The sequence below is a fragment of the Bradyrhizobium sp. USDA 4461 genome (assembly GCF_054055655.1).
In genome coordinates this window covers 6,873,481-6,899,088 of the sequence record NZ_JBSRXM010000001.1, presented here as the reverse complement: position 1 = coordinate 6,899,088, position 25,608 = coordinate 6,873,481, and the positions used below count along the sequence as shown (strand labels likewise).

Genomic DNA, 25,608 nt, shown 5'->3' with positions numbered 1-25,608 from the left:
TCGCTACATCCCCCGGAACCGTTTTAGCCAACACCTGAAAGACCATGCGCGCGGAAATCGAACGCCTTGTTGAAGAGATCAAGCAGTCAGTCGGGCTGCTGAGGAGGCATCTTTGACGTCGAACAATCGACGGCACGCCTCGCTGAGCTGAACAAGCTCGCTGAAGATCCCAATCTCTGGAACGATCCCCAGAAGGCTCAGCGGCTGATGCAGGAGCGCACCTCATTGGAGGATGCGCTTTCGGGCATCGGCAAGGTCGAGCGCGAGCTTGAGGACCAGGTCGGCATGATCGAACTCGGCGAAGCCGAGAACGATGCCGGCGTGGTCGCCGAGGCCGAGAAGGCGCTCAAGGACCTCAAGAAGGAGGTCGCCCGGCGTGAGCTCGAGGCGCTGCTCTCGGGCGAGGCCGACAAGTTCGATTCCTATCTCGAAGTCCATGCCGGCGCCGGCGGCACCGAGAGCCAGGACTGGGCGCAGATGCTGCTGCGCATGTACACGCGCTGGGCCGAGAAGCACGGCTTCAAGATCGAGTTCCTTGAGGAGTCGCAGGGCGAAGAGGCCGGCATCAAGTCCGCGACCATCCAGATCTCCGGCCACAACGCCTATGGCTGGCTGAAGACCGAGGCCGGCGTGCATCGGCTGGTGCGCATCTCGCCGTTCGATTCCAACGCGCGGCGCCACACGTCGTTTTCGTCGGTGCAGATTTTCCCCGTGATCGATGACTCCATCAAGATCGAGATCAAGGAGTCCGATGTCCGTACCGACACCATGCGGTCGGGCGGCGCCGGCGGTCAGCACGTCAACAAGACCGAGTCGGCGGTGCGCCTGACGCACATTCCGACCGGCATCGCGGTGGTCTGCCAGGCCGGCCGCTCCCAGCACAAGAACCGGGCGCAGGCGTGGGACATGCTGCGCGCGCGGCTCTATGAGATCGAGCTGAAGAAGCGCGAGGAGCAGGCGGCAGCCGATCAGGCCGCCAAGACCGATATCGGCTGGGGACACCAGATCCGCTCCTACGTCTTGCAGCCGTACCAGATGGTGAAGGACCTGCGCACCGGCGTGCAGACCTCCGACACGTCCGGCGTGCTGGATGGCGACCTCGATGAATTCATGGCGGCAACGCTGGCGCAACGTGCATTCGGCACCGGGCCCGGCTCCGTCGAGGATGTGGATTAGGGATTAGGCCATGCCGCGCGTCGCATTCATCGGATTGGGACGCATGGGGCACGGCATGGCCGGCCGTTATCTCGACGCCGGCTTCACCGTGGCGGTGTGGAACCGGAGCAAGGCCAAGGCCGAGGACCTGATCGCGCGCGGCGCGATCTGGGCGACCTCGCCGGAGGATGCCGCGATCGATGCCGATGCCGTCGTGACCATGGTCGCCGACGACGAGGCCTCGCGCGCGGTCTGGCTGAGCAAGGACGGCGCCGCCGCCACCATGAAGGCCGGCACGCTCGCGATCGAATGCTCGACGGTCTCCTACCAGCACACGCTCGAGATGGCGCGCGAGCTCAATAGCCGCGGCCTGATCTACATTGATTGTCCCGTCACCGGCCTGCCGGAGGCGGCCGCTGCCGGCAAGCTGACGCTGCTGGTCGGCGCCGATCCGGCCGATCTCGAACGCGCGCAGCCGTTCCTCGCGCCGATCGGCAGCACGATCCGTCATTTCGGGGCGGTCGGCACCGGTACCGTGTTCAAGCTGATCAACAACCTGATCGGCGCGGTGCAGATCGCAAGCCTTGCCGAAGGCGTCGCGATCGCCGAGCAGGCCGGTCTCGACATGCAGTTGGTCGCCGAAGCCCTGGCCTCCGGCGCAATCGCGAGCCCGCAGGTGATCCGCCACAGCAAGCGGATGATCGACCGCAATTTCTCCGGCGCTTCGTTTACCGCAGCGCTGCGCCACAAGGATGCCGACTACGCCGTGCGTCTGGCCGAGACGCTGCTGCCCGGCGTGCCCGTGAGCCGCGCCGCGCTCGTGGCCTACGACAAGGCCAAGGCTCATGCGCCCGATGGCGACGAAGGCCAGATGATCGAGATCGTGTCGCGGCAGAAATAGGCAGGGCCGCCATTCACGGAAATCGGGTGGGAATATCCGCGCGCCTGCGTTAGTCACCTGTGCGATTGCAGGTGAGTGCCCGACATGCCTTCCGCCGACAACCGCATTGATAGCCGCGACTGGGCGCTGCTCGGCCTGCTGTCGGTGCTATGGGGTGGCTCGTTCTTCTTCAACGGCGTGATCCTGCGCGAATTGCCGCCGCTGACCTTGGTGCTGCTGCGCGTGGTGCTGGGCACGATCATCCTGCTGCCGCTGCTGCGATCCCGGAACATCGAACGCCCGCGCGGCCTGTCCGGCTGGGCGCCGTTTGCCGCGATGGGGCTGTTCAACAACGTGCTGCCGTTCTCGCTGATCGTATCCGGACAGACCTATGTTCCGAGCGGGCTGGCCTCGATCCTCAATGCGACGACGCCGCTGTTCGCTGTGGTCGTGATGGCGGCGGCCGGCGAGGAGCGTGTGCAGGCGCAGCGCGTGGCGGGCGTGGTGGTCGGGCTGCTCGGCGTTGCGATCCTGCATGGCGATGCGCGCGGCTTCGAGAGCAAGCAGGGTATCGGCATCCTGCTGTGCCTCGCCGGTGCCTTCAGCTACGGCATCGCGGCGCTGGTCGGGCGACGGCTGCCGCAGCGCGTGCCGCCGCTCGGGACGGCGACATTCCAGATGATGGCGTCCGGCGTGATGATGGCGCCCATCGCCGCCGTGGCGGACCGTCCGTGGCTATTGCCGATGCCGCACGCGACGACATGGCTCGCCGTGCTCGGGCTCGCGGCGTTGTCGACGGCACTGGCCTACATCGTGTTCTTTCAGATCCTGCAGCGCTCCGGGCCGACCAATGTGATGCTGGTGACGCTGCTCATTCCCGTCACCGCGATGCTGCTCGGCTATCTCGTGCTCGGCGAGCCGATTGCGCTGCGCGAGGTGATCGGCGCGCTGGTCATCGCAAGCGCATTGCTGCTGATCGACGGCCGCGTGCTGGGCTGGTTCAGCCGCGCGCCTGCTTCCACGCCGCATACCATCCGGTAAAGCGTCCGCTGTCGCGCTCGCCGCCGTGCCAGGCGGCGTAGGCGCTGCCGTCATCGGCGACCAGCACCACGGCATCGAGCCCCTTGGAGCGGCGCAGCGTGTCCATCGCCTGCGCCGGCGTCTGTGCGATCGGACCTGCGACGTTGAACGAGGTGTTGACCGACATCTCGACGCCGATGTAGCGGCCGAGCGCCTTGAGATAGGCGTAGGTGAGGGGATCGTCCGCCTCGCGCACGATCTGGATGCGGCCGGTGCCGTCGGCATGCACCACGGCCGGAATCTTCGCGCGTGCCTCGGGCTTCGAATGCGCCGTGAGCACCATGTAATTGTAGGCGTTGTAGTCACCGTCGGAGGCGCCGTCTTCCAGCTGGAAGTGATCGCGCGCCGCCTCAAGCGTCGCCATCGGTGCCAGCGGCCGGATCGCCTCGCGATACTTGACGCGCTCGTTGAGGCGCTCGCGCACCTGGGGATCGCAGGGATTGGCCAAGATCGAGCGATGGCCGAGCGCGCGCGGGCCGGTTTCGGCCGCGCCCTGATAGATCGCGATCACGCCGCCTTGTGCCACCATGCTGGCCATCAGGTCCGCGATCGCATCGCGGCCTTCCGAGGTCGCCGCATTGCCGATTACAATCGAGGCGACGTCGTCGGCTTGCAGTGCCGCCGTGATCTCGGCATTCGACGGCGCCAGGCCGCAATAGAACGCGTGCGACAGCGGCGCACCGCGCGGTGCGCCCGCCATGTGCGCGAACAGCCACGCGGCGCCGATCGGCACGCCGGGATCGCCGGGGACCGGCGGGATCCACATATGCAGCCGCGTCTTGCGCCGCTGCGCGCGTTCGAACCACGCCTCGTCGAAATGCTCAAGCAGGCGCATGTTGCCGAGCGCGTTCAGCGCCACGCCGCCGGTCAGCACCAGGCGGTCGGTGCCGGTGATGCGCAGGAGATGATCGATGACATGGATCATCGCGTCCTCGAACACCAATTGCGTCGCGGCCGCCTTGTCGACGCGGTCCTTGGTGTCGGGGCGGTGATTGATGTCCTCGACGCGCAGCACGGCGTCGGGATTCCAGAGTTGGTCGGGCCGTAGCGGGGGGCCGAGAATATCGATCAGCGGCTGATGATAGGGATTGTCGGCCGGATCGGCGTACCAATTGGCCATCGCGCGATTGAGCTGCACGCTGCCATTGGGCCCGAGTTGCAGCACGTCCTTCAGGCGCGAATAATACCGATTGGTCGCACGGCTCATGTCGCCCCAGGCGGCGGCGCCCATGTAGCGGCCCTCGCTGGAGAGCCAGGTCCAGCCGCCCTGGCTCGACGAGACCACGGTGTAGAAGGCGCCGAGCGAATCGAACAGGCTCTCATTGCAATAGAGCTGCTTCATCTCGCCGTTCTCGGCGACATAGAGCGAGATCGAGCCGACATCTCCGGTGCCGTCCAGCACCGCGATCGCGACGCGCTCGCGCAGCTCGGCGAACGGCGATGCGGTGAATGAATACCACGCATGATTGTCGTGATGCGGCATGCAGATCAACGGCAGCTGCTCGCCGAGCCCGTACATCTTCGCAAGCTTGCGCGAGATGCGCCGCACCTGGTCCATCTGCCGCAGGTTGATCGCGGGCGCGATCGGCGCGCGCAGCAATTTGAGGCTGGCCGGCGCCTCCTCGAACGAGGTGCGGATCAGCATCGCCATCAGCGCCGGATAATCCCACGTCGTGACGAAGGCCGCGATGTCGCCGATGTCGCGGCCCATCCGCTGCAACACCCTGCGCATGTCGTCGAGCGCGTGTTGCGGGAACTCGTTGGTGTGCTTGTTGCCGGAGAAGCGCTCTTCCTCGTTGTTGACGATCAGGCGCGGGCCGTCCTTCTGGGTGACCTCGACCAGCGCGACGCCGGTGTTGTGGGTGCCGGGGCAGGCGAGGCCCGCTATGTAGACGGTCTCGCCGCGCTGCAGCCTCTCGCGGATCGACGCGATCGTGCGCTGCGCGAACTCGCCATTGGCCTTGTGCAGGCCAAGCTTGGCCATCGCACGTTCGCTGAGGCGGCGCGTGATTTCATAGCCCGCGGCCGCAAAACGCGGATGCCGCGGACCGGTACGAATGTCCGGTTTACGCAATCAGAACGCCTCGACTCGTGATCCCCAGATCGATCTTCAATCATAAATAGCGCCAGGCAACAATGCCGTTTCGCCCAACGGAAAAACCCGGCGCTTGCCAGCCTATGCGTCTCTTGCGAGACTTGCCGTCAAAACCAACGACAAAAATCGGGAGGAAACGATGCCGGCTCGTTCTGGATATATTGGCGCGATCGTGGCGTTCGCAAGTGCGGCACTGATCGCAAGCCCGGCCGCCGCGCAGAAGAGATACGATCCCGGCGCGACCGATACCGAAATCAAGATCGGCAACATCATGCCGTACAGCGGCCCGGCGTCGTCCTATGGCGTGATCGGCAAGACCGAGGCCGCGTTCTTCAGGATGATCAACGAGCAGGGCGGCATCAATGGCCGCAAGATCAACTTCATCAGCTACGACGATGCCTATTCACCGCCGAAGGCGATCGAGCAGGCGCGCAAGCTGGTCGAGAGCGACGAGGTGCTGTTGATCTTCCAGCCGCTCGGCACGCCGTCCAATTCAGCAATCATGAAATACATGAATGCCAAGAAGGTGCCGCAATTGTTCGTGGCCTCCGGCGGCACGAAATTCGGCGATCCCAAGAACTTTCCCTGGACGATGGGCTTCCAGCCCAATTACCAGAGCGAGGGACGCATCTATGCGAAGTACATTCGCGACAATTTTCCCGACAGCAAGATCGCGGTGTTCTGGCAGAACGATGACGCCGGCAAGGATCAATTCAAGGGCCTGAAGGATGGGCTCGGCGACAAGGCGGGCATGATCATCGCCGACAAGTCCTACGAGGTGTCCGATCCTTCGATCGATTCGCAGATCGTCGCGCTGCACGATTCCGGCGCCGACATCTTCTTCTCCTGGGCGGCGCCAAAGGGCTCGGCGCAGGCGATCCGCAAGGTCGGCGAGCTCGGCTGGAAGCCGAAATTCTTTCTCGCCAACACCGCGACCTCGGTCGCCTCGGTCTTGAAGCCGGCAGGGCTCGAATATTCCAAGGGCATCATCTCGACAGCCTATCTAAAGGATCCGACCGACCCGACCTGGGACAAGGATCCGGCAGTCATGAGCTGGCGTGCCTTCATGGACAAGTATTATCCCGACGGCGACAAGGGCAACGCCAACAACCTCTATGGCTATGTGCAGTCCGAGGCCATGGTGCAGGTCTTGAAGCAGTGCGGCGACAATCTCACCCGTGAGAACGTGATGAAACAGGCCGCCAATCTAAAGAACTTCCATTCCGACCTGATGCTGCCGGGCATCATGGTCAACACCTCGCCGGACGACTACTTCCCGATCGAGCAGATGCAGCTGATGCGGTTCAACGGCGCGGCATGGGAGCTGTTCGGCGACGTGATCACGGGCGAAGTCGGGCACGAGGCGACGCGGTAGGCGGTCGGTATGAAGAGGTAGTGCCGCAACATCAGTGTCGTCCCGACCCCCCGTGCGCAATTGCGCACTAGGCTGGGACGACACCGAGTATTCGTCGCGCCGCTCGCGGTCATCCCCGACGTGCCGCGGCACCGTCCGCCAAAATCTTCTCCGGCCGGCGGGCGCGCAGCGCCGTGCCGCCGGCGACGCCGACGCCGATCACATACATCCAGCCCTCGTGGAAATCGGCGAGATGCGAGTTGAGCAGCGAGCTCGTGACGTTCTGCACGACGGTTGCAAGCCCGATCCAGCTCACGAGATCGCGGCCGGCGAACAGCGTGGCGTGGCTGATCCACATCGCGTAAAGCAACAGGATGCCGGCGAGCCCCCACTGGATCGCGACATTGAGGGTCTGGTTGTGCGGGTTGTTGATCACCTCGGCGTCAAGGCCGGTCTGTCCGGCGGCATCCTGCGTGAACATCTGCTTGATCGAGCCGGTGCCATGGCCGAGCCATGGCGCCGCGACGATGAATTTCACCGACTTTCGCCAATAGGTCAGGCGCTGTGCCGTCGAAGCGATCCCGGACGTATCGTGCGCGCGATATTCGATCCCGACGTCGGCGATGCGCTGGCGCAGATAGGGCGAGGTGGTCCAGACCACCAGGCTGGTGAGGGCGACGCCGGCAAACAGCAGGCGCGTGGCACGCCGGGACAGATGCAGCGAGGCGAACAGGACGAGCAGCACCGGCATGTAGATCAGCGCGGTCCGCGCCGAGACGACGTAGAGCATGTTGACGATGAACAGCAGGATGAGCGCGCCGGCACCGGCTGCGATGCGCCATTGCCGGGCGCGCAGCGCCGTCAACGCCGGCAGTGCCAGCGCGAAGGCGCACAGCGCGAATTCCTGGCTCTGGTCGAGGTAGTTCTTGACCGGCACGCCGTCGGACACCGTGTGCGCGAACCTCAGCTGCGGCAATGCCAGCACGATCCATGACAGGATCATCACCAGCGTGCATGACGCCAGGAAGGCGGCGAACACCCAGAGCCCGCGCTGCGAGCGCTGAAAATAGCCGAGCAGGAACGGCAGCAGCAGCAGCTTGCTGAGCGGTTTGACGCCTTGCAGCCGTTCGGCCCAGCCGGCCTCCGACCACGCCAGACCGATCGCCGCGAGCGCGACCAGCGCGACCGGTAATGCATAGGCCGGCTGCGCGAGGTCGAACACGAACTGCTCCCAGTCGATCGTCGGGATCACGGCGACCAGCCACAGCAGCATGAAAACGGCGAGCGCCGTCGTCGACCAGGGCAGCGAAGCCGCCGCCAGCGCCATCAGGATGTCGGCGGCGCGGACATAGGCGGCCGTACCGGACCAGGCGCGGACGCGGTCGCGCCATTGCAGTGCAGGTTCGGCGGCGACGTCGATCGCGTGGGACTCGGTGGTCATGATCGGATTACGCGGTCGCGCCGTTGAAGGTCGCCATCGCCGCGGTGAGCGCCGCGGCGGCGGTCGTGACATCGGCGGCAGCCCGATGCGACAGCAGGTCGCGCGCCTGGGTGTGGTGGCCGAAGCGGTCGGCGAGCTCGGCCCGCCGCTCGCGGATCCGGTCGCGCCAGTGCTCCTGCTGCGCCAGCACGCGCCGCACCGAGGCGCAGATCGATTCGGTCGAGAACGGATCGAAATAATCCGCAAGCTCGCCCGCGACCTCGCGAAACACGGCGATATCGGAGCACAGCACCGGGGTATTGGCCGCGAATGCCTCGATGATCGGGACGCCGAAACCTTCGGCGAGGCTCGGCATGATCAGGCCGTGCGCATCGGCGATCAACGCCGCCTTCTCGTGCTCGTCGACATAGCCGGAGAAGCGGACGTTCTTCGGCAGGTTGCTCGCCTGGTTGGCGCCGCCGGCATAGCCGATCACGACAAGATCGGCCTCCGGCAGCTTGCGGAAGGCGCGCACGACGGCCGCGAGGTTCTTGCGAGGCTCGTTCGAGACGATGACGACGAAGCTCGGCCGTGCCGTGACGGCCGCCGGCGCCGGCGCAAGCGGCACTTCCGGCACGTCGAAACGGGTCCGCGGATAGACCACCCGCGCGGGAATATGCGCATATTGCGGCAGCAGGGCGCGGAAGCGGTTCATGCTGTAGTTGGAGACGAAGGCGAGCTCGTCAGCCTGCTGCACGCTCGTGAACAGGCGCGACAGGAACAGGCGGGTCGCGATATCGTCCAGCTTGAGATCGGTGATCGGCAACAGGTCGTGCACGACGCAGATCACTTTGGCGTTCCGGCGGCGCTTGATCGCAACCCGGGTCGGGGTGTCGATCAGGATGACGTCGTAGTCGCGCGCATCGACCCGCGGCGGCGGCAAGCGGGTCAGGGCCGAGGTGTCCTGATAGCTGTAGAAGCCGGGCTCGAGCAGGAAATCGCCGAACAGCTCGAGATGGCGCAAATCGGTCGGAATGTATTCGAGGCCCTCGGTCCGGTTCTCGATTCGCTTGACGCTGGTCGGCAGCAGCTGAATCGAACGCAGGAAGGCGATGATGAACTCGAGCGAGGTCGCCGCCTTGAGCTTGTGCTTGAACCAGTCGACGGTGCGGCGCAGGCCGCCGCGCATGATCGGCGAGTTCATGTCGGTCTCGTCGAGGAAACGATAGAGCGCGAGCAGCTCGATCAGCCGCGAGTCCTCGGGCAGCAGGCGCGTCCGCTGCTGCCTGCGGCGCAGCTTGCGGTAGCGGCGCGTCGTCTCGACGACGAGCGTCAATTCATGACCGGCGCCGGCCAGCGAGCGGATCAGCTCGCGCGTGAAGTGAAAGATGCCGCGCTTGTGGTTGGGCTCGCCAAGCGCCTCGCTGACGACCAGGATCTTTGTCATGCGCTGATTTCTCTGAGCTCGAGGTGATGCGGGACGGGCGGATCCAGCGCGACGGTGCTGGCAATGCGGCCGTGGTCGAGATTGATGATGCTGGTGCAGGTCCGGCGCAGCAGTGCGTGGTCGTGCGAGGCGATGATCACGATCGCCGCGGTCTCGACCATCTTGCGCAGCCGCTGCTCGGCCTTGGCCGAGAATTTCTCGTCGACCACGCTGAGCCATTCGTCGAGCAGCAGGATGTCGGCGGGAAAGGCGGTCGCGGTCGCGAACAGCACCCGCATCAGCATGCCCGAGGAGAACATCCGCAGCGGCAGCCGTTGCATGCGCTCCTCGAGCTCGGTGAACGCCCAGATCTCGTCCAGGATCGCTTGCGTCGGCTTGCGGCCGGAGATCCGCAGCAGCAGGTTGATGTTGTCGGCGGCGACGAAATCGAGATTGACGCCGGCGCCCAGGCCGAGCAACGGCACGACGTTGCCTGTCGTCTCGACCCGGCCGCTGGTGGCCGGGAACACGCCGGCGATCAGCCGCAGCAAAGTGGACTTGCCGGAACCGTTCGGGCCGGCGAGCCCGATGCGCGCGCCGGCCTTCGCCTCGATCGAGAAGTTGTCGATCGCGCGGATGGTGCGCATCTCGCTGCTTTGCCGGAACAGGCGCCCAAGCAGGCGGCGCTTCAGCGAGAAGTCGTAGGCGCCGTACAGCGGATAATCGAGGCAGGCGTCTTGGAGGTGGATGCTTGCCATGACTAGATCCAGAACGCCGCTTTGCGCAGATGGGCGATGGTGACGGTCGCGGCGACCGCGAGCACGGCGAGGCAGGCCAGCACGTAGATCAGGCTGGTCATTGCGACGTGGCCCGTCGCCAGCGGCTCGCGCCAGATCGCGAACAGATGCGTCAGCGGGTTGAGCCGCATCACGGTCGAGCCGCGATCGATCATCTCCGATGTCCAGATGATCGGCGAGGCCAGGAAGGCCAGCGTCAGCGAGGACTCGATGATCGGCTTGATGTCGCGGTAGCGCGTCGCCAGCGCACCGAGCACGAGGCTCAGCGCCATCGTGCAGACGACGAACAGCGCGAGGCCGGGCAGGGCGATGACGGCGCCGCCGAAATCCCGCGGCGTCAGCACAAGCCACAGGATCATCGGCACCACTGCGTTGTGCGCCGCGAACAGTGCCTGGCGGAAGGTACATTGCAGCAGGAAGATCACCGGCGGCAGTGCGCGATCCTTGATCAGGCTGGCCGAGTTCTGCAACGCGGTGGTGGCATCGAGCACGACGCTGTTGAGGAAGGTCCAGGCGGTGAGGCTTGCCGCCAGCATCGGCAGCCGCGCCAGCGCGCCGGCGTTCGAGAAATGGCCGATGACCGAGCCGAGCACGGCCACCATGATCGCCATCTGGATCGACATCCAGAAGGGTCCAAGGAGGGAGCGGACGTAACGATGCCGCATGTCGGACCATGCCAGCGCGGCGGCGATCCGGATCGCACCGACGGGGCCGGCCGTTTGGCGATGCAAGCCTGGGGCTGACGAGCTTGCATCCTTTGCGGCGGCCTCTTCGGCGACGACTTTGCGGTACACCGTCTCCACTCCCTCCTTGAAGGCTGTTGTCGAGTATTTCGTGATCGCGCGGTGCCGCGCGGCCTGACCCATGCGGCGGCGCCGCTCCGGATCGTTGATCAGGCTTTCGATGGCGTCGGCGAGTGCCGCGGGATCGCCAGGCGGCACCGTGATCGCCTCGAGCCCGTGGCGGGCGACATGGGGAACGCCGGTGTCGAGCGCGGTGTTGACGACGGGACGGCTTGCGGCCATCGCCTCGAGCTGAACCAGCCCGAAGGTCTCCGCATTGGTCACCGACGGCATCACGAAGACATCGGCGATGCGCATCAGCTTGACGCGCTCGCTCTCGGATACCGAGCCGAGCAGGCGGACCCGGTCCTGCAGGCCGTAGTCGCGGATCAGCTGCTCGAGATTGGCGCGCTCGCGGCCCTCGCCGACGATCCAGACCTCGAAATTGCGGGCGTGGGCCGATCGCACCAGCACGTCAAAACCCTTGTAGGGCACCAGCCGCCCGCAGGCGAGGACGAGGCGGCCGCGGGCGTTGACATCGTCAGCCTGTGCGGCCGGCCGGTCATATTTCTCCACATCGACGCCGAACGGGACGGCGTGGCACTTGTCGGAAAACTCCTGCAGCAACGGCGTGGTTTCGACCAGCACCGGATCGGAAACGATGATCGCGGCGGCGCGGTGCAGGGTTCGCCGCATCAACGGCTCGACCAGGAAGCGCAGTGCCGCGTGCGAGACGATATCGGCGTGCCAGTGCACCACCAGCGGCCGCGAGCGTCCGAGGCCGAACGCGAACACGAGGTCGGCGAGCGGGAAGGGGGCGTGCAGCGCCAGCAGATCGTGATTGGCGATGCGGCGCCACAGCCGCCACGGATAGGTCGGCGCCGCCGGCAGCGACAGCACGTCACCGAACGAATGCACGCGCTCGACGGCAACCTCGTTGACCACGATCTGCCGCTCGCCGCCGGAGCGCGAGCAGACCAGCACGGCGGCGTTGAACGTGCCCTTCAATCCGGCGCAGATGTCGCGGATGACGGTCAGCGTACCGCCGAACAGGTCGGGGTAGTAGACCTTGAAGATGTGCAGCACCGACGGACGTCGGGCCGGCTCGTTGACGACGATCATGGGCGGCTCGATCCGGATCATGCTGCGTACAGGGCGACGACGAACGGCAGCGCCAGCGCGGCGAAGAACACCAGCGAGCGCAGCAATGCCGGAAACACCGGCTCGATCGGGCCGCAAGGCGCCTGCGGCGTCAAGCAAGACGGCGCCTGCGGCGTGAAGAGTGTGGCGGCGGCGAACCGAGCGGATTGGCGCGGCGAATCGGATTCGCGAAGCGAATAGAGGCCGCGGGCCGAACGAAGAGACATTGCGTCGGATTCCCTGCTGAATGGATTTCGAATACGTGGGAGAATTTCACACGTCAATGGCTGCGAACTAAAATGTGGGATTATGTCCCACGTAAGGCGGTGGAAAACTTTTTGAGGGATGGAATGGCGCCCATAGGGGCGCGATCGCGCCGCGACTGCGCGGGGCGGGCGGGCGAATACGGGAGGTACCTAACTGGGCGTCAGGCCGGCTCGGCTGGGCGCGTCGTTGATGTCAGCAACTGGCGCCGGATGGTGGCGATGTCGAAATGGATCCGCTCCGGCAGCATCGCGGCTGCGGGCCGCTGCAGATCCTGCTCGATCACGACACGCTTGCCGCCGTCCGATGTCAGCGCGATCGAGATCGATTGCGCGCGCGGCTCGGCGCAGAGGCCGGCATGCGCGCGGCTGGCATATTCGCCGGCGCGCAAGCCGCCGAAGCCGAAGGCGAGCAGCCGGCCGTAGATGTACAGCGCCAGCAGGTCGGTTTCGCCGAAGCGGCGCGGCGAGCCGGGCACGACGCCCGGCAGGCAGGGATAGCCGCCCGCCATCACCGTCGACACGAACTCCTCGTAAGGAACCTGGGCGATCCGGCAGGCTTCCGCGATCGCAAGATCGAATCGGGCAGGCGTCATGGAAGGGATCCGTATGCCAGGCACCGCGACAGCCGCGCCGGCAAGCGCGCGGTGTGTCCGGAGGTAACTTTGTTTCCAATAAGTGGGAAAATATCACACGTCAAGTGATGCGAGTTGAGCAGTGGGATTGTATCCCACGCAATCGACGGCTAAAAGTTAGGCATGAATGCCAAGGCCCCGAAGTCGAAGGCGGGATCGTCCGCGCCGATCGCCGCAGCGAAGCTGCACGCGCCGCTGGCGCGGATGCTGCGTCCGCTGGTGCGGCTTTGCATTCGCGGCGGCATGACATTTCCGGCGCTGACGCAGCTGCTGCGCGAGCTCTATGTCAATGTCGCCGAGCACGACTTCGCGCTCGAGGGCAAGGAGCAGACCGACAGCCGCGTCAGCCTGTTGACCGGGATCCACCGCAAGGAGGTGGCGCGGTTGCGCGGCGCCGGCGCGCCGGTCAATGCGGTGCCGGCGACGTTGTCGCGCACCAGCGCGATCATCGCACGCTGGCTGGCCGCACCCGAATTCACCGACGCCAAGGGCGATCCGCTGCCGCTGCCGCGCACCGCCGACGGCGGCGCGCCGTCGTTCGAGACGCTGGTCGAATCGATCACCAAGGACGTGCGGCCGCGCGCTGTGCTCGACGAATGGCTCGACCGCAAGCTCGTCACCATCAATGATGACGACGAGATCATGCTGGTCGAGGAGGCGTTTGTGCCGTACGGCGACGACGACCGCAAATGGCACTATCTCGGGCGCAATCTGCACGACCATGTCGCGGCCGCCGAGCTCAACGTGTCCTCGGCGACGCCGCGCTTCCTTGAACGCGCGGTGCATTACGACGGGCTGTCGGCGAAGTTGGCAAAACGGCTCGAGGGGCGCTCGCGCGAGCTGGCGATGGAGGCATTGAAAGTCGCCAACCGCGAGGCCAACCGCGCGCTCGCCAAAGACAAGGGTGGCGACTATCGCTGGAATTTCGGCATCTACATCTATCGCGAGGGCCCGGACGGGCCGGTCGATGACGATGCGGACGAAGGCGGTGCGTCATGACGCGCCCGCCAGGCATCTCGCGCCGGGCGCTGCTGATCGGCTTCTGGCTTGGGGGAACCTCGCTCGCCGGCGCGCAGGTCAAGAAACGCGGCAACGACCACGGCATCGGCGGCACCGGCATCACCGGCTCCGACCAGGGCATCGGTGGCACCGGCATCGTCGGCGTGATCCAGCGGTTCGGCTCGATCTACGTCAATGGCGAGCGCGTCGCCTATGCGGCCGACGTGCCGGTCAGGATCGACGGTGAGGCGGCGAATGCGAAGGCGCTGCGGATCGGACAACTCGCGCGCGTCGTGGCGCAGCGCGACGCCGGCGGCACGCTGTCGACCAGGCGCATCGATGTCACGAGCGAAGTGACCGGGCCGGTAGAGCATGTGAAGTCGGGCGAGCTGACCGTGCTCGGCCAGAAGGTCGCCTGGAGCGGCCGCGAGAGCTGGCTGAAGCCGGGCGCGCAGGTCGCCGTGTTCGGGCTGCGTCGCACGGATGGCGTCGTCGTCGCCAGCCTTGTGCAGGAGCGTCACGATGCGGCGATGCGCGTCGCCGGACCGCTCGAGCGCGATCGCGCCGGCAGCTTGCGGATCGGCGAACTCAAGCTCGCCGGTGTCGATGCGGCGCTGGTCGGGCAGCGCGTGCAGGCCGAGGGCCACGTCGCGCAGGGCGTGATGCAGGTGTCGCGCAGCCGCGCCGACGACTTCTCCGATCTCACCGGTGCCAAGCGGCTCCTGATCGAGGCCTATGTGCGGCGGGTCGGCAATGACCTGCAGCTCGGCTCCGGCTTTGTCGCGCGTGACCACTCGCGCTTCTCGCCGGCGGCGGATACGCGTGTCGTCGTCAATGCGCAGCTGTCGGGCCCGCGCGAGCTGCGGGTCGAATCGGTGCAGTCGGTCGGCCATTTCCCGGGTTCGTCGGTGCGCAATCCCGGCACGCCGGGGCGCGGCGCCGGTGGTGGCGGACCTGGCGGCGGAGCAGGGCCGGGCGGGCGCGGCGGGCCCGGTGGCGGACCGGGCGGAGCTGGTCCCGGCGGCGGGCCGTCCGGTGCACCGGGAGGCGGTCCACCGCCAGGCGGTGGTCCTGCGCCCGATCCCTTGAGCGGCGGAACGACCGGCCCAGGTCCGGGCGGCTTCGGCCCGCCTGGCGGACCGTTCGGCCCAGGCGGCGGCGGTGGTCCGTTCGGACCCGGCGGTGGATTCGGTGGCGGCGGGCCGCCCGGCGGCATGGGCGGCGGCCGCCGCTGAGCAAACAACGAAACGGCGCAAGCGAGCCGCTTGCGCCGTTATTCAGGTCGATCGTTGAGGGCTTGAATTAGCCCGCGCTGAGCCGGACGCCGGCGCGGAGGAATTTCTGCGGGTCGACCGCTTCGCCGTCGATGCGGGTTTCGTAATGCAGATGCGGACCGGTGGAGCGGCCGGTCGAACCGACGGCGCCGATCACCTGACCGATCTTGACGTATTCGCCGACCTTGACGCCGATCTCGGAGAGATGGCCGTAGCGGGTCGACAGCCCGTTGCCGTGATCGACCTCGACCATGCGGCCGTAGCCGCCGGCCCAGCCCGCCGACACCACCTTGCCGTTGGCGGTGACCCGCACCGGATCGCCCTGCGCGGCGCGGAAGTCGAGGCCGGTGTGCATCGCCGGCCGGCCGAGGAAGGGATCGGAGCGAACGCCGAAGCCGCTGGTGAACTCGACTTCGCCGACGACGGGCTTGCGATAGGGCACCAGGGCCAGCGTCTGGTTCAGCCGCTGCATCTGGGCGCGGTTGATGTTGATGCGGTAGAGCTGGCGCTCGAACGCGCCGGCGTCGGGGGAAAGTTTCACGGGAACAAAAGGTCCGCCCATGCCCGAGCGCGGCACGGCTGCTTCGAGTTGCGCCATGTTGAGGCCGAGATCGCTGATCACGCCGCGCATCCGGCGCACTTTGGAATCGATGCTGTCCTCGACCGACGAGAGGGCCGCGACCTGGCGACGCTCGACCTGATCAAGCGAGGTCTGCAGCCGGACCAGCACGTTGTCGACGCCCTGCGCCTTGACGAACTGGTTCGGCTGCGCCTTGGCGATCAATGGCGCGCGCGATTCCAGCCGCGCCTCTCGATCCGGCGGCGCCACGAAGATCACGGTGTCGCTGATCGGAGATGGTTTCAACGGACCGGAGGAGGGCGCCGCCTCGGCGCGGCCCTGCGGCTTGATCGAGCCGGTCACGGTGGCATCGGGCATCGCGCCGAGCGCGGTGGCGCGCTGCTCCAGCGTCGACTGCCGCTTCATGATCTGGTCGAGCTTCTGGTCGAACTGCTCCTGGTCGAGCAGCTGGCGGCTGGTGGTGCGGTCGACCTTGGCGCGCAGTTCCGAGATGCGGTCCTCATAGGCGTACTGCATCTCGGCCTGGCGCGCGATCAGCCGGGTCAGGACGTCATCGCGGAACGCGAAATAGGTGGCGGTCGCCGCCGACCACATGCCGAGCAACACGACGGTGCCGACCGCGATCCAGAACACGACCGGTCCGAACCGGACCTGCTTGCCGGCATGGACCAGCGTATAGCCCTCGCCGGAGGCGGCCACCGCAGCGGCATGCTGGGCTGCCGGACGGCGCATCGGCGTCCGGCCATGGTCCTGCGGATGATGGTGTTTCTGGTATTCCTGGTGATGACCGGACCGGCTCGACATCGGTACTCCCGCGGCCGGTCGGACCAAGCTCCGTACGGCTAATTTGCGGGGGCGATTTGAGCCCGGCATGGTTAATTTTCAGGAAACGGAACCGCCCGGGTCAGAGCGAACGGGCGGCCTCCAATACCGCTTCGGCATGGCCGTCGACCTTCACGTGGCGCCAGACGCGGGCGATTTTTCCATTGGAATCGACCAGAACGGTGGTGCGAATAATTCCCATGAAGGTCCTGCCATACATGGATTTTTCGCCCCAGGCGCCATACGCCTCGAGCATCTCATGGGCCGGGTCGGAGGCCAGCGGCACCGACAACTGGTGTTTGTTTCGAAATGACTCCTGCGTCCTAACCGTATCGGCGGATACGCCGACCACTTCGGTTCCCGCGGCTGCGAACTCGTTTTTGAGCCGGGTGAAATCGATCGCTTCCCGGGTACAGCCGGGCGTGTCGGCCCGGGCATAGAAGAACAGCACCAGCTTCTTGCCGGCGAAATCCTTCAGGGAGATGCTGCTGCCGCCGTCGCGCGGCAGGTTAAAGGCAGGCGCCGCGGCACCTTCGACAAGCGCCGGGGCACCTTCGGCAAGTGTGACGGCTGACGGTTTGGTCACGGTCGCGGCCGGCTCTCGCTTTAACGGTTTCGATGCGGCCTTGTGCGAGGCTTTGCCGTGAACACCCGCTGCGGTCTTTGGCTTCGTCGCTTTCTTGGCCGTTTTCTTGGCCGCTGCCGTCTTCGCAACCGCTGTGCGGGTTTTCGTCGCGGACTTCCCAGTGCTTGCGCTTGCGGCGCGCGCAACTTTCGTTGCGACCCGCTTTCCGGTTGTCTTGGAGGATTTCTTGCGCGTTTTCTTGGACATACGCCTTCCTTTCGTCGCTTTCCGAAGCTCAACCATTGGGGTATTGCGGGGCTCATTCGCGGCGACCGGATTCGCAACCGGCCGCTGGGCAAGTTTGATGGCCACGGAGTATGGTGACAAGGAATTCGACGCGTCACCCCGTCTGTTTGCTGAATTGGCGTTTGATTGGTTGGTCTGGTCCATTTTGGGGCCATCGGCGAGTAACATGATGAGGCGAGGATAGGCGGCGATGCCGGCAGGGGAGCGCTCGATACGAATCGACGGGCGCCCCGATGACGGCGATCAGAGTCGCCGTCAGCACCGAGAGGCAATGGCAAGGAACACGTCGCCGCAGGGTCCAAATCCGCGCGCCGGGGCTGACTTCTCGCAATGGGAAGACGACGCCGCGTGGGACGAGCAGGATGAGGCGGCGGGCAACCGTGCGCGGCAATTGCTGTCGCGTTCCAACACCAATTTGCATCGCTTCACCGATTTCTGTTCCGGCATGCAGCGCTGGTTGAACGGCGAGCGCTGGATCCGCCGCGTCGGATTGGTCCTCGTGGTGCTGGTCGTGATGTTCGCGACCTGCTTCGGCGCGCTGTGGTGGCGGCTCGGCGCGGGTCCGATCAATCTCGATCTGGCGACGCCCTGGCTTGCCGCGGCGATCGAGGAGAATATCGGCCACGGCAATACGGTCGAGGTCGGCGGAACCCAGATCGAGCGCGCCGGCCGGATCCGAATCGCGGTGCGCATCCGCGACATCATCGTCCGCGACCGCGACCATGCCGTCGTTGCCAGCGCGCCGAAGGCGGAAGTGCGCCTGTCCGGGACGGCGCTGCTGATGGGGCAGTTGCGGGCGGAGAGCCTCAACCTGGTCGATGCCGAACTGTCGGTGCGGATCACGCCGGACGGCAATGTGACGGTGTCCGCCGGCGACACCGCAAAACCGCTCGCCACCGGCGTCGCCTCCAAGCGCGATGCGGGGATGCCGCCGACCTTCCCGCGACCCGCACCCGCGGCGTCGCCGCCGGTTGCTTCGCCGCCTGCTGCCTCCGAGCCCGCGGCGGCCTCGTCCGATTCGGCGCAGAGCGGACTGCTCGCCGGTCTCGACTGGCTCGACAGCCTCAGCATGACCGGCCTCGATGGGCAGAACCTCAACGAGATCGGCCTGAAGAACGGCAACCTCGTCGTCGACGACCAGCAGCGCGGCAACAAATGGAGCTTTGAGAATATCAGCCTCAGCCTGCGGCGCCCGAGCGGCGGCGGCGTCGCGCTCAGCTTCGGCGAGGAGGGCACAAAGCCCTGGTCGGTCCGCGTCCTGGTCGGACCGCAGCAGAACGGCGTGCGCTCGGTCGATATCAAGGCCGACAAGGTGTCCACCCGGAACATCCTGCTCGCGATGCGGAGCAAGGATCTGACCTACACCGCCGACCTGCCGTTATCGGGCGAGATGAAGGGCGAGCTCGGCCGCGACGGCCTGCCGACCTATTTCCGCGGCAAGATCAATGTCGGCGCCGGCAACATCATCGACACCGATACGCCGGACTACCCGATGCCGGTCGATTCGGCCGAGATGAGCGTCGAATGGGATTCCGGACGGCGCGTGCTGCTGGCGCCGATCAAGATCGTCTCGGGTGCCAACCGCATCACGCTGCTCGGTCATCTTGAACCGCCGAACGACAACGTCACCGACTGGCAGGCGGGCCTGTCCGGCGGCACCATCGTGTTGGCCGGCGCCGACAAGAACGAGCCGCCGCTGATCTTCAACCGCATCAACATCGGCTTCCGCTTCGACACCGAGAAGAAGCGCGTGCTGCTGACCCAGGCCGACATCTCGAACGGCGAGATCGGCGTCGCCGGCACCGGCAGCATCGACTATTCCGGCGAGCCGCGACTGCAACTCGGATTCGCCGGCACGCCGATGTCGGCCTCCGCCTTGAAGCGGATGTGGCCTGTCATCATCGTGCCCGAGGTGCGCGAATGGGTGCTGGAACGGATCGACCGCGGCACGCTCCAGCGCATCGATGTCGGCGTCAATTCGCCGGTGCATAACCTGTCGCGCAAGGGGCCGCCGATTCCCGATGACGGTCTCTCGGTCAACATCGTCGCCTCCGGCGTCACGGTGCGCCCGGTGGACCAGATGCCCGCGGTGCATGATGCCGATCTGAAGGCCAGGGTGACCGGCCGCACTGCGACCGTGACCATCAACCAGGGCATCGCCGACACGCCGGCGGGCCGCAAGATCACGATCTCGGATTTCACCTTCGAGGTGCCGGACATGGCGCCGAAGCCATCGCCGTCCAAGGTCAAGTTCCGGGTCGACTGTCCGGTGCCGGCCGCGGCCGAGATCCTCGCATCCGACCGGCTCAGCGATCTGTCCGGTCCGCCGATCGATCCCAACGCCAGCAAGGGCAACGTCACCGCGACGATCAATCTCGGCATGCCGGTGAAGGGCGAGCTGACCAAGGCCGATACGATGTACTCGGTCGCCGCCGACATTTCCGGCGTCGCCGTCGATAAGCTGGTGATGAACCAGAAGCTCGAGGCCAATGCGCTGAAGCTGGTTGCCAGCAATGCCGGCTTCCAGGTCAAGGGCGACGTCAAGATCAACGGGCAGGCTGCCTCGCTCGACTATCGCAAGCCGGCCGATGGCGACGCCGACGTCAAGCTGCAAGCGACGCTGGACGATGCGAGCCGGGCGCGGCTCGGGCTCGATCTCGGTCCCGCGGTGTCGGGGGCGATCCCGATCAAGCTGAACGGCAAGATCGGCAGCGGCGACAACCCCACCACCAAGATGGGCGTCGAGGCCGACCTGACCCAGCTCAAGCTCGACAACATCCTGCCGGGCTGGGTCAAGGCGCAGGGCAGGGCCGGCAAGGCGACGTTCAACGTGGTGCCGAAGGGACAATCGACGCGGTTCGAGGATATCTCGATCGACGGCGTCGGCGTGTCGATCAAGGGCGCGCTCGAGGTCGACCAGAACGGCGACCTGATGAATGCGAACTTCCCGACCTATGCGCCGTCGGAAGGCGACAAGACCTCGCTGCGGGCCGACCGCGGTCCCGACGGGGTGATCAAGGTGACGATGCGCGGCGACGTGTTCGACGGCCGCGGCTTCCTGAAGTCGGCGATCTCGGGCCGCGACAGCGATCCGAAGAGCAAGACCAAGACCACCGATTTCGACGTCGATCTGAAACTCGGCGCGGTGGCGGGCTTCAACGGCGAAGCGCTGCGCAGCGTCGATGCCAAGATCTCGCGCCGCAACGGATTCTTCAAGGGCTTCACGCTGAGCGGCAAGGTCGGCCGCGATACGCCGGTGACGGTCGACATGCGCGGCCGCCAGCAGGGCCGCGAGGTGATCTACCTCCAGACCGGCGACGCCGGCGCATTCCTGCGCTTCATCGACACCTATTCGAAGGTGATCGGTGGTCAGCTCACGCTGGCGATGGAGCCGCCGATCCCCGAACCGAGCCCCAGGGAAGGCCTGATCAACATCACCGGCTTCTCGGTGAAGGGTGAAACCCAGCTCGACCGCGCCGTCGCCGGCGGGCCGGTCAGCACCCAGAACGGCATCGGCTTCGACGCACTGCGCGCCGAGTTCACCCGCCAGAGCGGCCAGCTCTCGATCCGCAACGGCGTGGTCAAGGGACCGAGCATCGGCGCGACCATCGAAGGCAGCATCGACTACATCGGCAACCAGGTGCGGATGAACGGCACCTTCATTCCGATGTACGGCTTGAACAACATGTTCGGCCAGATCCCGTTCTTCGGCATCTTCCTCGGTGCCGGCAGCAATGAGGGCCTGATTGGCGTGACCTATGAAGTGGTGGGAACGCCGAGCCAGCCGGTGCTGCGCGTCAACCCGATCTCGGCGCTCGCGCCCGGCCTGACGCGGAAGATCTTCGAGTTCAAACAGTACGGCCCGAACGATCTGCCGACGACGAATAACTAGGCCGTTTCGAGCCAAGCGGATACCGGTCGCGCTTCGATCAGATGAAGGGGCGCAAAGCACGCTTCGAAGATCAGCCGTCCAGCAGCTCCGCCAGCCGATGTCGATCGAAGATGCCGGGGGGCGGCGGTAATGCCTCGCCGTCCAGTTCGGCTAGTTTTGCGGCGACGCGCGGCCTCGCAATGACGTCTTGAGGCAGCGCAACGCACATTGCAATCTCGAGTATCCCGCGAAAAACGTCGGCGTCATGGGACGCGGCAGCAAGCAGCCTGGCGGTGATCGGATTGGGCTCAGGCATTGCCAAGCCTTGGTCCAGCGCGTTCATCTCGGCGACCCGCGCTCGGTCCGCCGCGATCTGGTTTCGATAATACGGACCGACCTGGCGGTCGGTCTCCAGATCGTAGTCCCGTGAGAATGCGTCGGGATTGTTGATGTGCCGGCGCGCGACATCGCGGAGCACCTGCGCGTGGAGCAAACCGACGCTCAATCCCCGTCCGCCGGACGGGTTGGTGCAGGCCCATGCGTCACCAACAGCGGCGAACCCCGTGACGACGGGCCGGCCATCGACGATGAACCGCCGGTACCGGTCGAGAACTCCCGCCATCAACAGGACGTCCGTCATCGGCTCCCCGTCGAGCCAATGGGCCTGAAGCGGACACGCGGAAACGACGCGATGGAATGTGACAGGATCACGCAAGGCTCGCATCGCCTTGTTTTTCGACGAGGTATACAAGGTGACCGACCAGGTGTCGTTGTCTCCGTCCAGCGTCAGGATCGAGAACAGGCCCATCGGCGTGAGCGTGCTGCCCATCCGGCGAGGCCGCTGCTGCCCTGAGAAATAGCGCCCGAAATAGACGAAGTTGCAATCTTCGGATTCCTCGATGGGACTGCGGCCGCCTGCACCGAGAATCCATTCGCTGGCCGGGCTTCTCCGTCCCATGGCGTCGACGACCAGATCGGCACGAATCTCTTCGCCGGCCATGGTGCGGACCCCGGCAATGTGAGGCACGCCAGGGATGGCCGATGTGCCGGTGATCAATTCGCGAACCTTGGTTCCCCGACGGACGGTCACGTTCGATGCTGCCTGCGCCATCGCGGCCACCACCCACTCAACCGTAGGCCTGCGACCGGCGACGCAGCGCATCGCTTCATCGCCCGGACGCGGCGCCCGGTCGGTGATGGTCGGGGGAAGGGATCGACCATCGAGATAATCCACCCAGACGCAACCGGCGCGAAGCAGGCCGTCCGTCAGCCCTGGCAATTCTCGATCGCTGATCATTCGAAATCGCGAATGGAGACTGTGGGGTTGTCTGAACTGCGCAACTCCCGGGCGCTGCCACGCGTCCCAGCCCTCGATAGAGGTCGAAGGGTGATCTTCGGGATCGGCCTCCAGCACCGTGACGTGGTGACCGTCGCGGCCAAGCATCATCGCGGTGCACAACCCGATCAAGCCACCACCGCAAACCAGGATTCTGCTCATCTATTTCCCCGCTGCCATGGATGGCTCCAGCGCGCGGGCGAGCCAAATGCCCACCTTGGCACTAGCAGGCACCCGTGATTTTGCCTTTCAGAAAGCCTTGATTTTCGCTTGAGAAGCTTGTGATTTGTATGCGAGCCAAGCTCAGCCCTGAGGAGCCTGATGCGCTTCAAGTTCAGCGATTACGTTCTGGATGCGGAGCGGCGCGAGCTGCAATGCGGCGCTCAAACGATTACGGTCGAACCGCAGGTTTTCGATCTGCTTCTTCACCTCATCCAGCACCGTCACCAGGTAGTTTCCAAAGATGATCTCGTGACCTCGGTTTGGCGCGGCCGGATCGTCTCGGACTCGACGATAGCCAGCCGGATCAACGCGGCTCGCCGCGCTATCGGAGATGACGGCATCAGCCAGCGATATATTCGGACAGCTGCGCGGCGGGGAATCCGTTTCGTCGGTGACGTGGAGCAGGAGGAAGCACGACCGGCCTCAGAACATGCCTCATCCCGCTTTCCAAAGGGTGCTTCTGGGCCGCCCAAGGAACTTGGGTTGCGCGAGGAGATTACGTTCTGCGAAGCGCCTGACGGAGTCCATCTTGCCGTAGCGAGCGTTGGCCAGGGTTCTCCTATCGTAAAGACGGCGAATTGGCTGACCCATGTCGAGCATGACTGGCAAATCGAGGTTTCGAGTCCGCTTCACGCTCAACTGGCCGCCCGGCACAAACTGGTTCGATACGATCAGCGCGGTAACGGTCTGTCCGACTGGCGCGTCGCCGACTTTTCGTTTGCGGCCCTCGTGCAGGACCTTGAGACAGTCGTCGATGCGCTGTCGCTCGAGCGCTTTGCCCTGTTCGGCATATCGCAGGGCGCTGCGGTTGCCATCGCATATGCCGCGCGACATCCCGACCGTGTGTCGCGCCTCGTCTTGCACGGTGGATACGTGCGCGGTTTCCGTAACCGGGGCGCTGCCGACCAGATTGCCAGGTGCGAGGCTCTCGCGACTCTGATCCGGGAGGGGTGGGGCAAGGATACCCCGGCATTCCGTCAGGTCTTTACCTCGCTGGTGCATCCAAACGCGACGCAGGAGCAAATGCGCGATTTCAACGAAGTGCAGCGCATATCGACATCACCGGAGAACGCTGCGTCGCTGTTCCTGGCCTTTGGCGACATCGACGTTTCCGAGGCGCTGCAACAGATCGCGGCGCCGACGCTCGTCACGCACAGCCGCGGCGATGCGTTGGTTCCGTTCGATCAAGGCCTGGCACTCGCGCACGCTATTCCAAACGCGCGGTTCGTTCCGATTGAAAGCCGCAATCATATTCTGCTTCCAGACGAGCCGGCATGGCCTGTGTTTGTCGCCGAGATATGCGACTTCCTCGATGAAAAACCCCGAGATGCTAGCGCCGCAGCGCCGGCACCACCAAAAACGGTATCAGGCCGAGCACGACATTGACCAGCGCAAACGCAATCAGCGGATTGTAGCTGTGGGTCCAGTCGTGGATCAGGCCGCCGCCCCATGAGCCGAGGCCGGAGCCGAGGCCGCTGCCGATCATGATCGTGCCGTAGATCGTGCCGACGCGCTCGCCGCGGAAGATCTTCAGCGCGGTCGCGGTGATCAGCGGACCGCGCGAGCCGATCATGCTGCCGAAGCATATGATGAAGCCGGTCAAGAGCCAGTAGTTCGGATACCATTGCAGCAGCCAGAGCAGGATGATGCCTGCTATCGAGACGCCGTAGCTGAACAGCACGCTTGGCCGGCGGCCGATGATGCCGTCGAGCGTGGAGACGCCGAGCATGCCGACGAACAGCGCGACGCCGGAGAAGCCCCAGGCGGTGGCCGCCTGCAGCGGCGGGAAGCCGACGTCGATCAGATAGGCGACGATCTGCGCGGTCAGCGCATACATCGCGATCGCGGTGAAGAAGAAGGTCGAGAACAGCGCCCAGAAGGCGTGGTGGCGCATCGCGCTGAGCAAGGTCCAGCCCTCGTCAGCCAGACTGGCCTCCGCCTTCTTCACGATGTGCGGCGATCCGCCGGCGAGCAGCCGCCACGGCAGGAAGACGAGCGGTACGAGGAGGCACAGCGCGCCGACGCCGAACACCTGATAGGCCTCGCGCCAACCGATCCGGTCGATCAGGACCTGCGACAGCGGCAGCAGCAACAGCAGGCCGGCGCCGGTCGCCGAATACATCACGGCCATCGCGGTCGGCAGCCGCGGCCCGAACCAGCGGCCGAGCAGGATCGAGTTCGAGACGTTGCCGATCAGCGCGGTGCCGAAGCCGACGCAGAGCCCGACGCTGAGCTGGAATTGCCACAGCTGCTGCGCGCGCGAGGCAATCAGGAACGCGCAGCCGAGCAGCGACAGGCCGAGCGCATAGACCACGCGCGGCCCGGAGCGATCGAACAGGCGCCCGACCAGCGGCGCGGTGAGGCCGCTGGCGAGCCAGGTCAGCGAATAGACCGACACCACCGAGGCGCGGTCCCAGCCGAAATTTTCCGAGATCGGTTTCAGGAACACCGTGAAGCTGTCGCTGAGCCCGCGCCCGAGCACAGACAGCACGAAGCAGAGCGCGAGCACGTTCAACGCGACGCGCGACTGTTTCGCAGGTGCGGAAAGCGTGTCGTTTGGAGGCGTGGTCTGCTGGTCCATCGCATTCTTTTCGAGCGCGATCGGA

The 25,608-nt window shown here is 65.7% G+C and carries 19 protein-coding genes; 8 read left to right on the top strand and 11 right to left on the bottom strand.

The window, feature by feature from the left end; genetic code table 11:
• Positions 1-44: 44 nt before the first annotated feature.
• The 3 genes from prfB to ACVINW_RS32500 all read left to right on the top strand — a co-directional run bounded on the left by prfB (position 45) and on the right by ACVINW_RS32500 (position 3,076).
• Positions 45-1,176, top strand: a protein-coding gene (gene prfB / locus ACVINW_RS32510) for a peptide chain release factor 2 (RefSeq protein WP_456755042.1) whose coding sequence is annotated in 2 segments (ribosomal slippage) — positions 45-113 and positions 115-1,176 — 1,131 coding nt in all. Because the reading frame shifts where the segments join, the coding sequence is not laid out codon by codon here.
• A 10-nt stretch (positions 1,177-1,186) separates the two neighbouring features.
• The gene (locus ACVINW_RS32505; protein ID WP_456755041.1) at positions 1,187-2,056 is read left to right on the top strand and encodes an NAD(P)-dependent oxidoreductase; all 870 of its coding nucleotides are present in this window, start codon (positions 1,187-1,189) and stop codon (positions 2,054-2,056) included.
• An 84-nt stretch (positions 2,057-2,140) separates the two neighbouring features.
• Positions 2,141-3,076, top strand: a complete 936-nt coding sequence (locus tag ACVINW_RS32500) for a DMT family transporter (RefSeq protein ID WP_456755040.1) — start codon at positions 2,141-2,143, stop codon at positions 3,074-3,076.
• Here ACVINW_RS32500 and ACVINW_RS32495 read toward each other — a convergent pair.
• A complete protein-coding gene (locus tag ACVINW_RS32495) occupies positions 3,036-5,099 on the bottom strand; it encodes a carbamoyltransferase C-terminal domain-containing protein (RefSeq protein ID WP_456755039.1) in 2,064 nt (687 codons plus the stop codon). The two genes, ACVINW_RS32500 and ACVINW_RS32495, sit on opposite strands and share 41 nt — an antisense overlap.
• A 250-nt stretch (positions 5,100-5,349) precedes the next feature.
• Between ACVINW_RS32495 and ACVINW_RS32490 the strand changes: the two genes are divergently transcribed.
• Positions 5,350-6,585: an ABC transporter substrate-binding protein gene (locus tag ACVINW_RS32490; protein WP_456755038.1), complete on the top strand. Its 1,236-nt coding sequence runs from the start codon at positions 5,350-5,352 to the stop codon at positions 6,583-6,585.
• A gap of 109 nt (positions 6,586-6,694) precedes the next feature.
• On the opposite strand, the gene ACVINW_RS32485 is transcribed toward ACVINW_RS32490, so the two are convergent.
• The 6 genes from ACVINW_RS32485 to ACVINW_RS32460 form a co-directional block, all read right to left on the bottom strand.
• Complete coding sequence (locus ACVINW_RS32485; RefSeq protein WP_456755037.1) at positions 6,695-8,005, bottom strand: O-antigen ligase family protein; 1,311 nt, start codon at positions 8,003-8,005, stop codon at positions 6,695-6,697.
• 7 nt (positions 8,006-8,012) lie between these two features.
• On the bottom strand, positions 8,013-9,431 hold the full coding sequence (locus ACVINW_RS32480) for a glycosyltransferase family 4 protein (RefSeq protein ID WP_456755036.1): 1,419 nt from the start codon (positions 9,429-9,431) through the stop codon (positions 8,013-8,015).
• Positions 9,428-10,168 (bottom strand): ABC transporter ATP-binding protein, encoded by a 741-nt coding sequence (locus tag ACVINW_RS32475; RefSeq protein ID WP_456755035.1) that lies wholly within the window; start codon positions 10,166-10,168, stop codon positions 9,428-9,430. Before ACVINW_RS32475 ends, ACVINW_RS32480 begins: the two co-directional genes overlap by 4 nt.
• 2 nt (positions 10,169-10,170) lie before the next feature.
• Entirely contained in the window at positions 10,171-12,111 is a 1,941-nt protein-coding gene (locus ACVINW_RS32470; RefSeq protein ID WP_456755034.1) for a glycosyltransferase, read from the bottom strand.
• A gap of 17 nt (positions 12,112-12,128) precedes the next feature.
• Positions 12,129-12,356: a hypothetical protein gene (locus ACVINW_RS32465; RefSeq protein WP_456755033.1), complete on the bottom strand. Its 228-nt coding sequence runs from the start codon at positions 12,354-12,356 to the stop codon at positions 12,129-12,131.
• Positions 12,357-12,556: 200 nt separating this feature from the next.
• On the bottom strand, positions 12,557-12,988 hold the full coding sequence (locus ACVINW_RS32460) for a hypothetical protein (RefSeq protein ID WP_456755032.1): 432 nt from the start codon (positions 12,986-12,988) through the stop codon (positions 12,557-12,559).
• 162 nt (positions 12,989-13,150) lie between these two features.
• Between ACVINW_RS32460 and ACVINW_RS32455 the strand changes: the two genes are divergently transcribed.
• Positions 13,151-14,026: a DUF6502 family protein gene (locus tag ACVINW_RS32455; protein WP_456755031.1), complete on the top strand. Its 876-nt coding sequence runs from the start codon at positions 13,151-13,153 to the stop codon at positions 14,024-14,026.
• Entirely contained in the window at positions 14,023-15,261 is a 1,239-nt protein-coding gene (locus ACVINW_RS32450; protein ID WP_456755030.1) for a DUF5666 domain-containing protein, read from the top strand. Before ACVINW_RS32455 ends, ACVINW_RS32450 begins: the two co-directional genes overlap by 4 nt.
• 67 nt (positions 15,262-15,328) lie before the next feature.
• On the opposite strand, the gene ACVINW_RS32445 is transcribed toward ACVINW_RS32450, so the two are convergent.
• Together ACVINW_RS32445 and ACVINW_RS32440 are read right to left on the bottom strand one after the other, a co-directional pair.
• Complete coding sequence (locus tag ACVINW_RS32445) at positions 15,329-16,684, bottom strand: peptidoglycan DD-metalloendopeptidase family protein (RefSeq protein WP_456755029.1); 1,356 nt, start codon at positions 16,682-16,684, stop codon at positions 15,329-15,331.
• A gap of 100 nt (positions 16,685-16,784) precedes the next feature.
• Complete coding sequence (locus ACVINW_RS32440) at positions 16,785-17,534, bottom strand: peroxiredoxin (protein WP_456755028.1); 750 nt, start codon at positions 17,532-17,534, stop codon at positions 16,785-16,787.
• 229 nt (positions 17,535-17,763) lie between these two features.
• On the opposite strand from ACVINW_RS32440, the gene ACVINW_RS32435 reads away from it, so the two are divergent.
• On the top strand, positions 17,764-21,465 hold the full coding sequence (locus tag ACVINW_RS32435; RefSeq protein WP_456755027.1) for a YhdP family protein: 3,702 nt from the start codon (positions 17,764-17,766) through the stop codon (positions 21,463-21,465).
• Positions 21,466-21,535: 70 nt separating this feature from the next.
• Here ACVINW_RS32435 and ACVINW_RS32430 read toward each other — a convergent pair whose 3' ends face one another.
• Entirely contained in the window at positions 21,536-22,942 is a 1,407-nt protein-coding gene (locus ACVINW_RS32430) for an FAD-dependent oxidoreductase (RefSeq protein WP_456755026.1), read from the bottom strand.
• Between the two features lie 159 nt (positions 22,943-23,101).
• Between ACVINW_RS32430 and ACVINW_RS32425 the strand changes: the two genes are divergently transcribed.
• On the top strand, positions 23,102-24,388 hold the full coding sequence (locus ACVINW_RS32425; RefSeq protein ID WP_456755025.1) for an alpha/beta fold hydrolase: 1,287 nt from the start codon (positions 23,102-23,104) through the stop codon (positions 24,386-24,388).
• Here ACVINW_RS32425 and ACVINW_RS32420 read toward each other — a convergent pair.
• Positions 24,333-25,583, bottom strand: a complete 1,251-nt coding sequence (locus ACVINW_RS32420; protein ID WP_456755024.1) for an MFS transporter — start codon at positions 25,581-25,583, stop codon at positions 24,333-24,335. The two genes, ACVINW_RS32425 and ACVINW_RS32420, sit on opposite strands and share 56 nt — an antisense overlap.
• Positions 25,584-25,608: the final 25 nt, after the last annotated feature.

Excerpts from the sequence above, each read along its gene's own strand:
- ACVINW_RS32430 (WP_456755026.1), bottom strand. The coding sequence starts at position 22,942 with ATGAGCAGAATCCTGGTTTGCGGTGGTGGCTTGATCGGGTTGTGCACC.
- ACVINW_RS32505 (WP_456755041.1), top strand. The coding sequence starts at position 1,187 with ATGCCGCGCGTCGCATTCATCGGATTGGGACGCATGGGGCACGGCATG.
- ACVINW_RS32485 (WP_456755037.1), bottom strand. The coding sequence starts at position 8,005 with ATGACCACCGAGTCCCACGCGATCGACGTCGCCGCCGAACCTGCACTG.
- ACVINW_RS32495 (WP_456755039.1), bottom strand. The coding sequence starts at position 5,099 with ATGGCCAAGCTTGGCCTGCACAAGGCCAATGGCGAGTTCGCGCAGCGC.
- ACVINW_RS32445 (WP_456755029.1), bottom strand. The coding sequence starts at position 16,684 with ATGTCGAGCCGGTCCGGTCATCACCAGGAATACCAGAAACACCATCAT.
- ACVINW_RS32425 (WP_456755025.1), top strand. The coding sequence starts at position 23,102 with ATGCGCTTCAAGTTCAGCGATTACGTTCTGGATGCGGAGCGGCGCGAG.
- ACVINW_RS32465 (WP_456755033.1), bottom strand. The coding sequence starts at position 12,356 with ATGTCTCTTCGTTCGGCCCGCGGCCTCTATTCGCTTCGCGAATCCGAT.
- ACVINW_RS32435 (WP_456755027.1), top strand. The coding sequence starts at position 17,764 with ATGCCGGCAGGGGAGCGCTCGATACGAATCGACGGGCGCCCCGATGAC.
- ACVINW_RS32440 (WP_456755028.1), bottom strand. The coding sequence starts at position 17,534 with ATGTCCAAGAAAACGCGCAAGAAATCCTCCAAGACAACCGGAAAGCGG.
- ACVINW_RS32450 (WP_456755030.1), top strand. The coding sequence starts at position 14,023 with ATGACGCGCCCGCCAGGCATCTCGCGCCGGGCGCTGCTGATCGGCTTC.
- ACVINW_RS32490 (WP_456755038.1), top strand. The coding sequence starts at position 5,350 with ATGCCGGCTCGTTCTGGATATATTGGCGCGATCGTGGCGTTCGCAAGT.
- ACVINW_RS32475 (WP_456755035.1), bottom strand. The coding sequence starts at position 10,168 with ATGGCAAGCATCCACCTCCAAGACGCCTGCCTCGATTATCCGCTGTAC.
- ACVINW_RS32460 (WP_456755032.1), bottom strand. The coding sequence starts at position 12,988 with ATGACGCCTGCCCGATTCGATCTTGCGATCGCGGAAGCCTGCCGGATC.
- ACVINW_RS32470 (WP_456755034.1), bottom strand. The coding sequence starts at position 12,111 with ATGATCGTCGTCAACGAGCCGGCCCGACGTCCGTCGGTGCTGCACATC.
- ACVINW_RS32480 (WP_456755036.1), bottom strand. The coding sequence starts at position 9,431 with ATGACAAAGATCCTGGTCGTCAGCGAGGCGCTTGGCGAGCCCAACCAC.
- ACVINW_RS32500 (WP_456755040.1), top strand. The coding sequence starts at position 2,141 with ATGCCTTCCGCCGACAACCGCATTGATAGCCGCGACTGGGCGCTGCTC.
- ACVINW_RS32420 (WP_456755024.1), bottom strand. The coding sequence starts at position 25,583 with ATGGACCAGCAGACCACGCCTCCAAACGACACGCTTTCCGCACCTGCG.
- ACVINW_RS32455 (WP_456755031.1), top strand. The coding sequence starts at position 13,151 with ATGAATGCCAAGGCCCCGAAGTCGAAGGCGGGATCGTCCGCGCCGATC.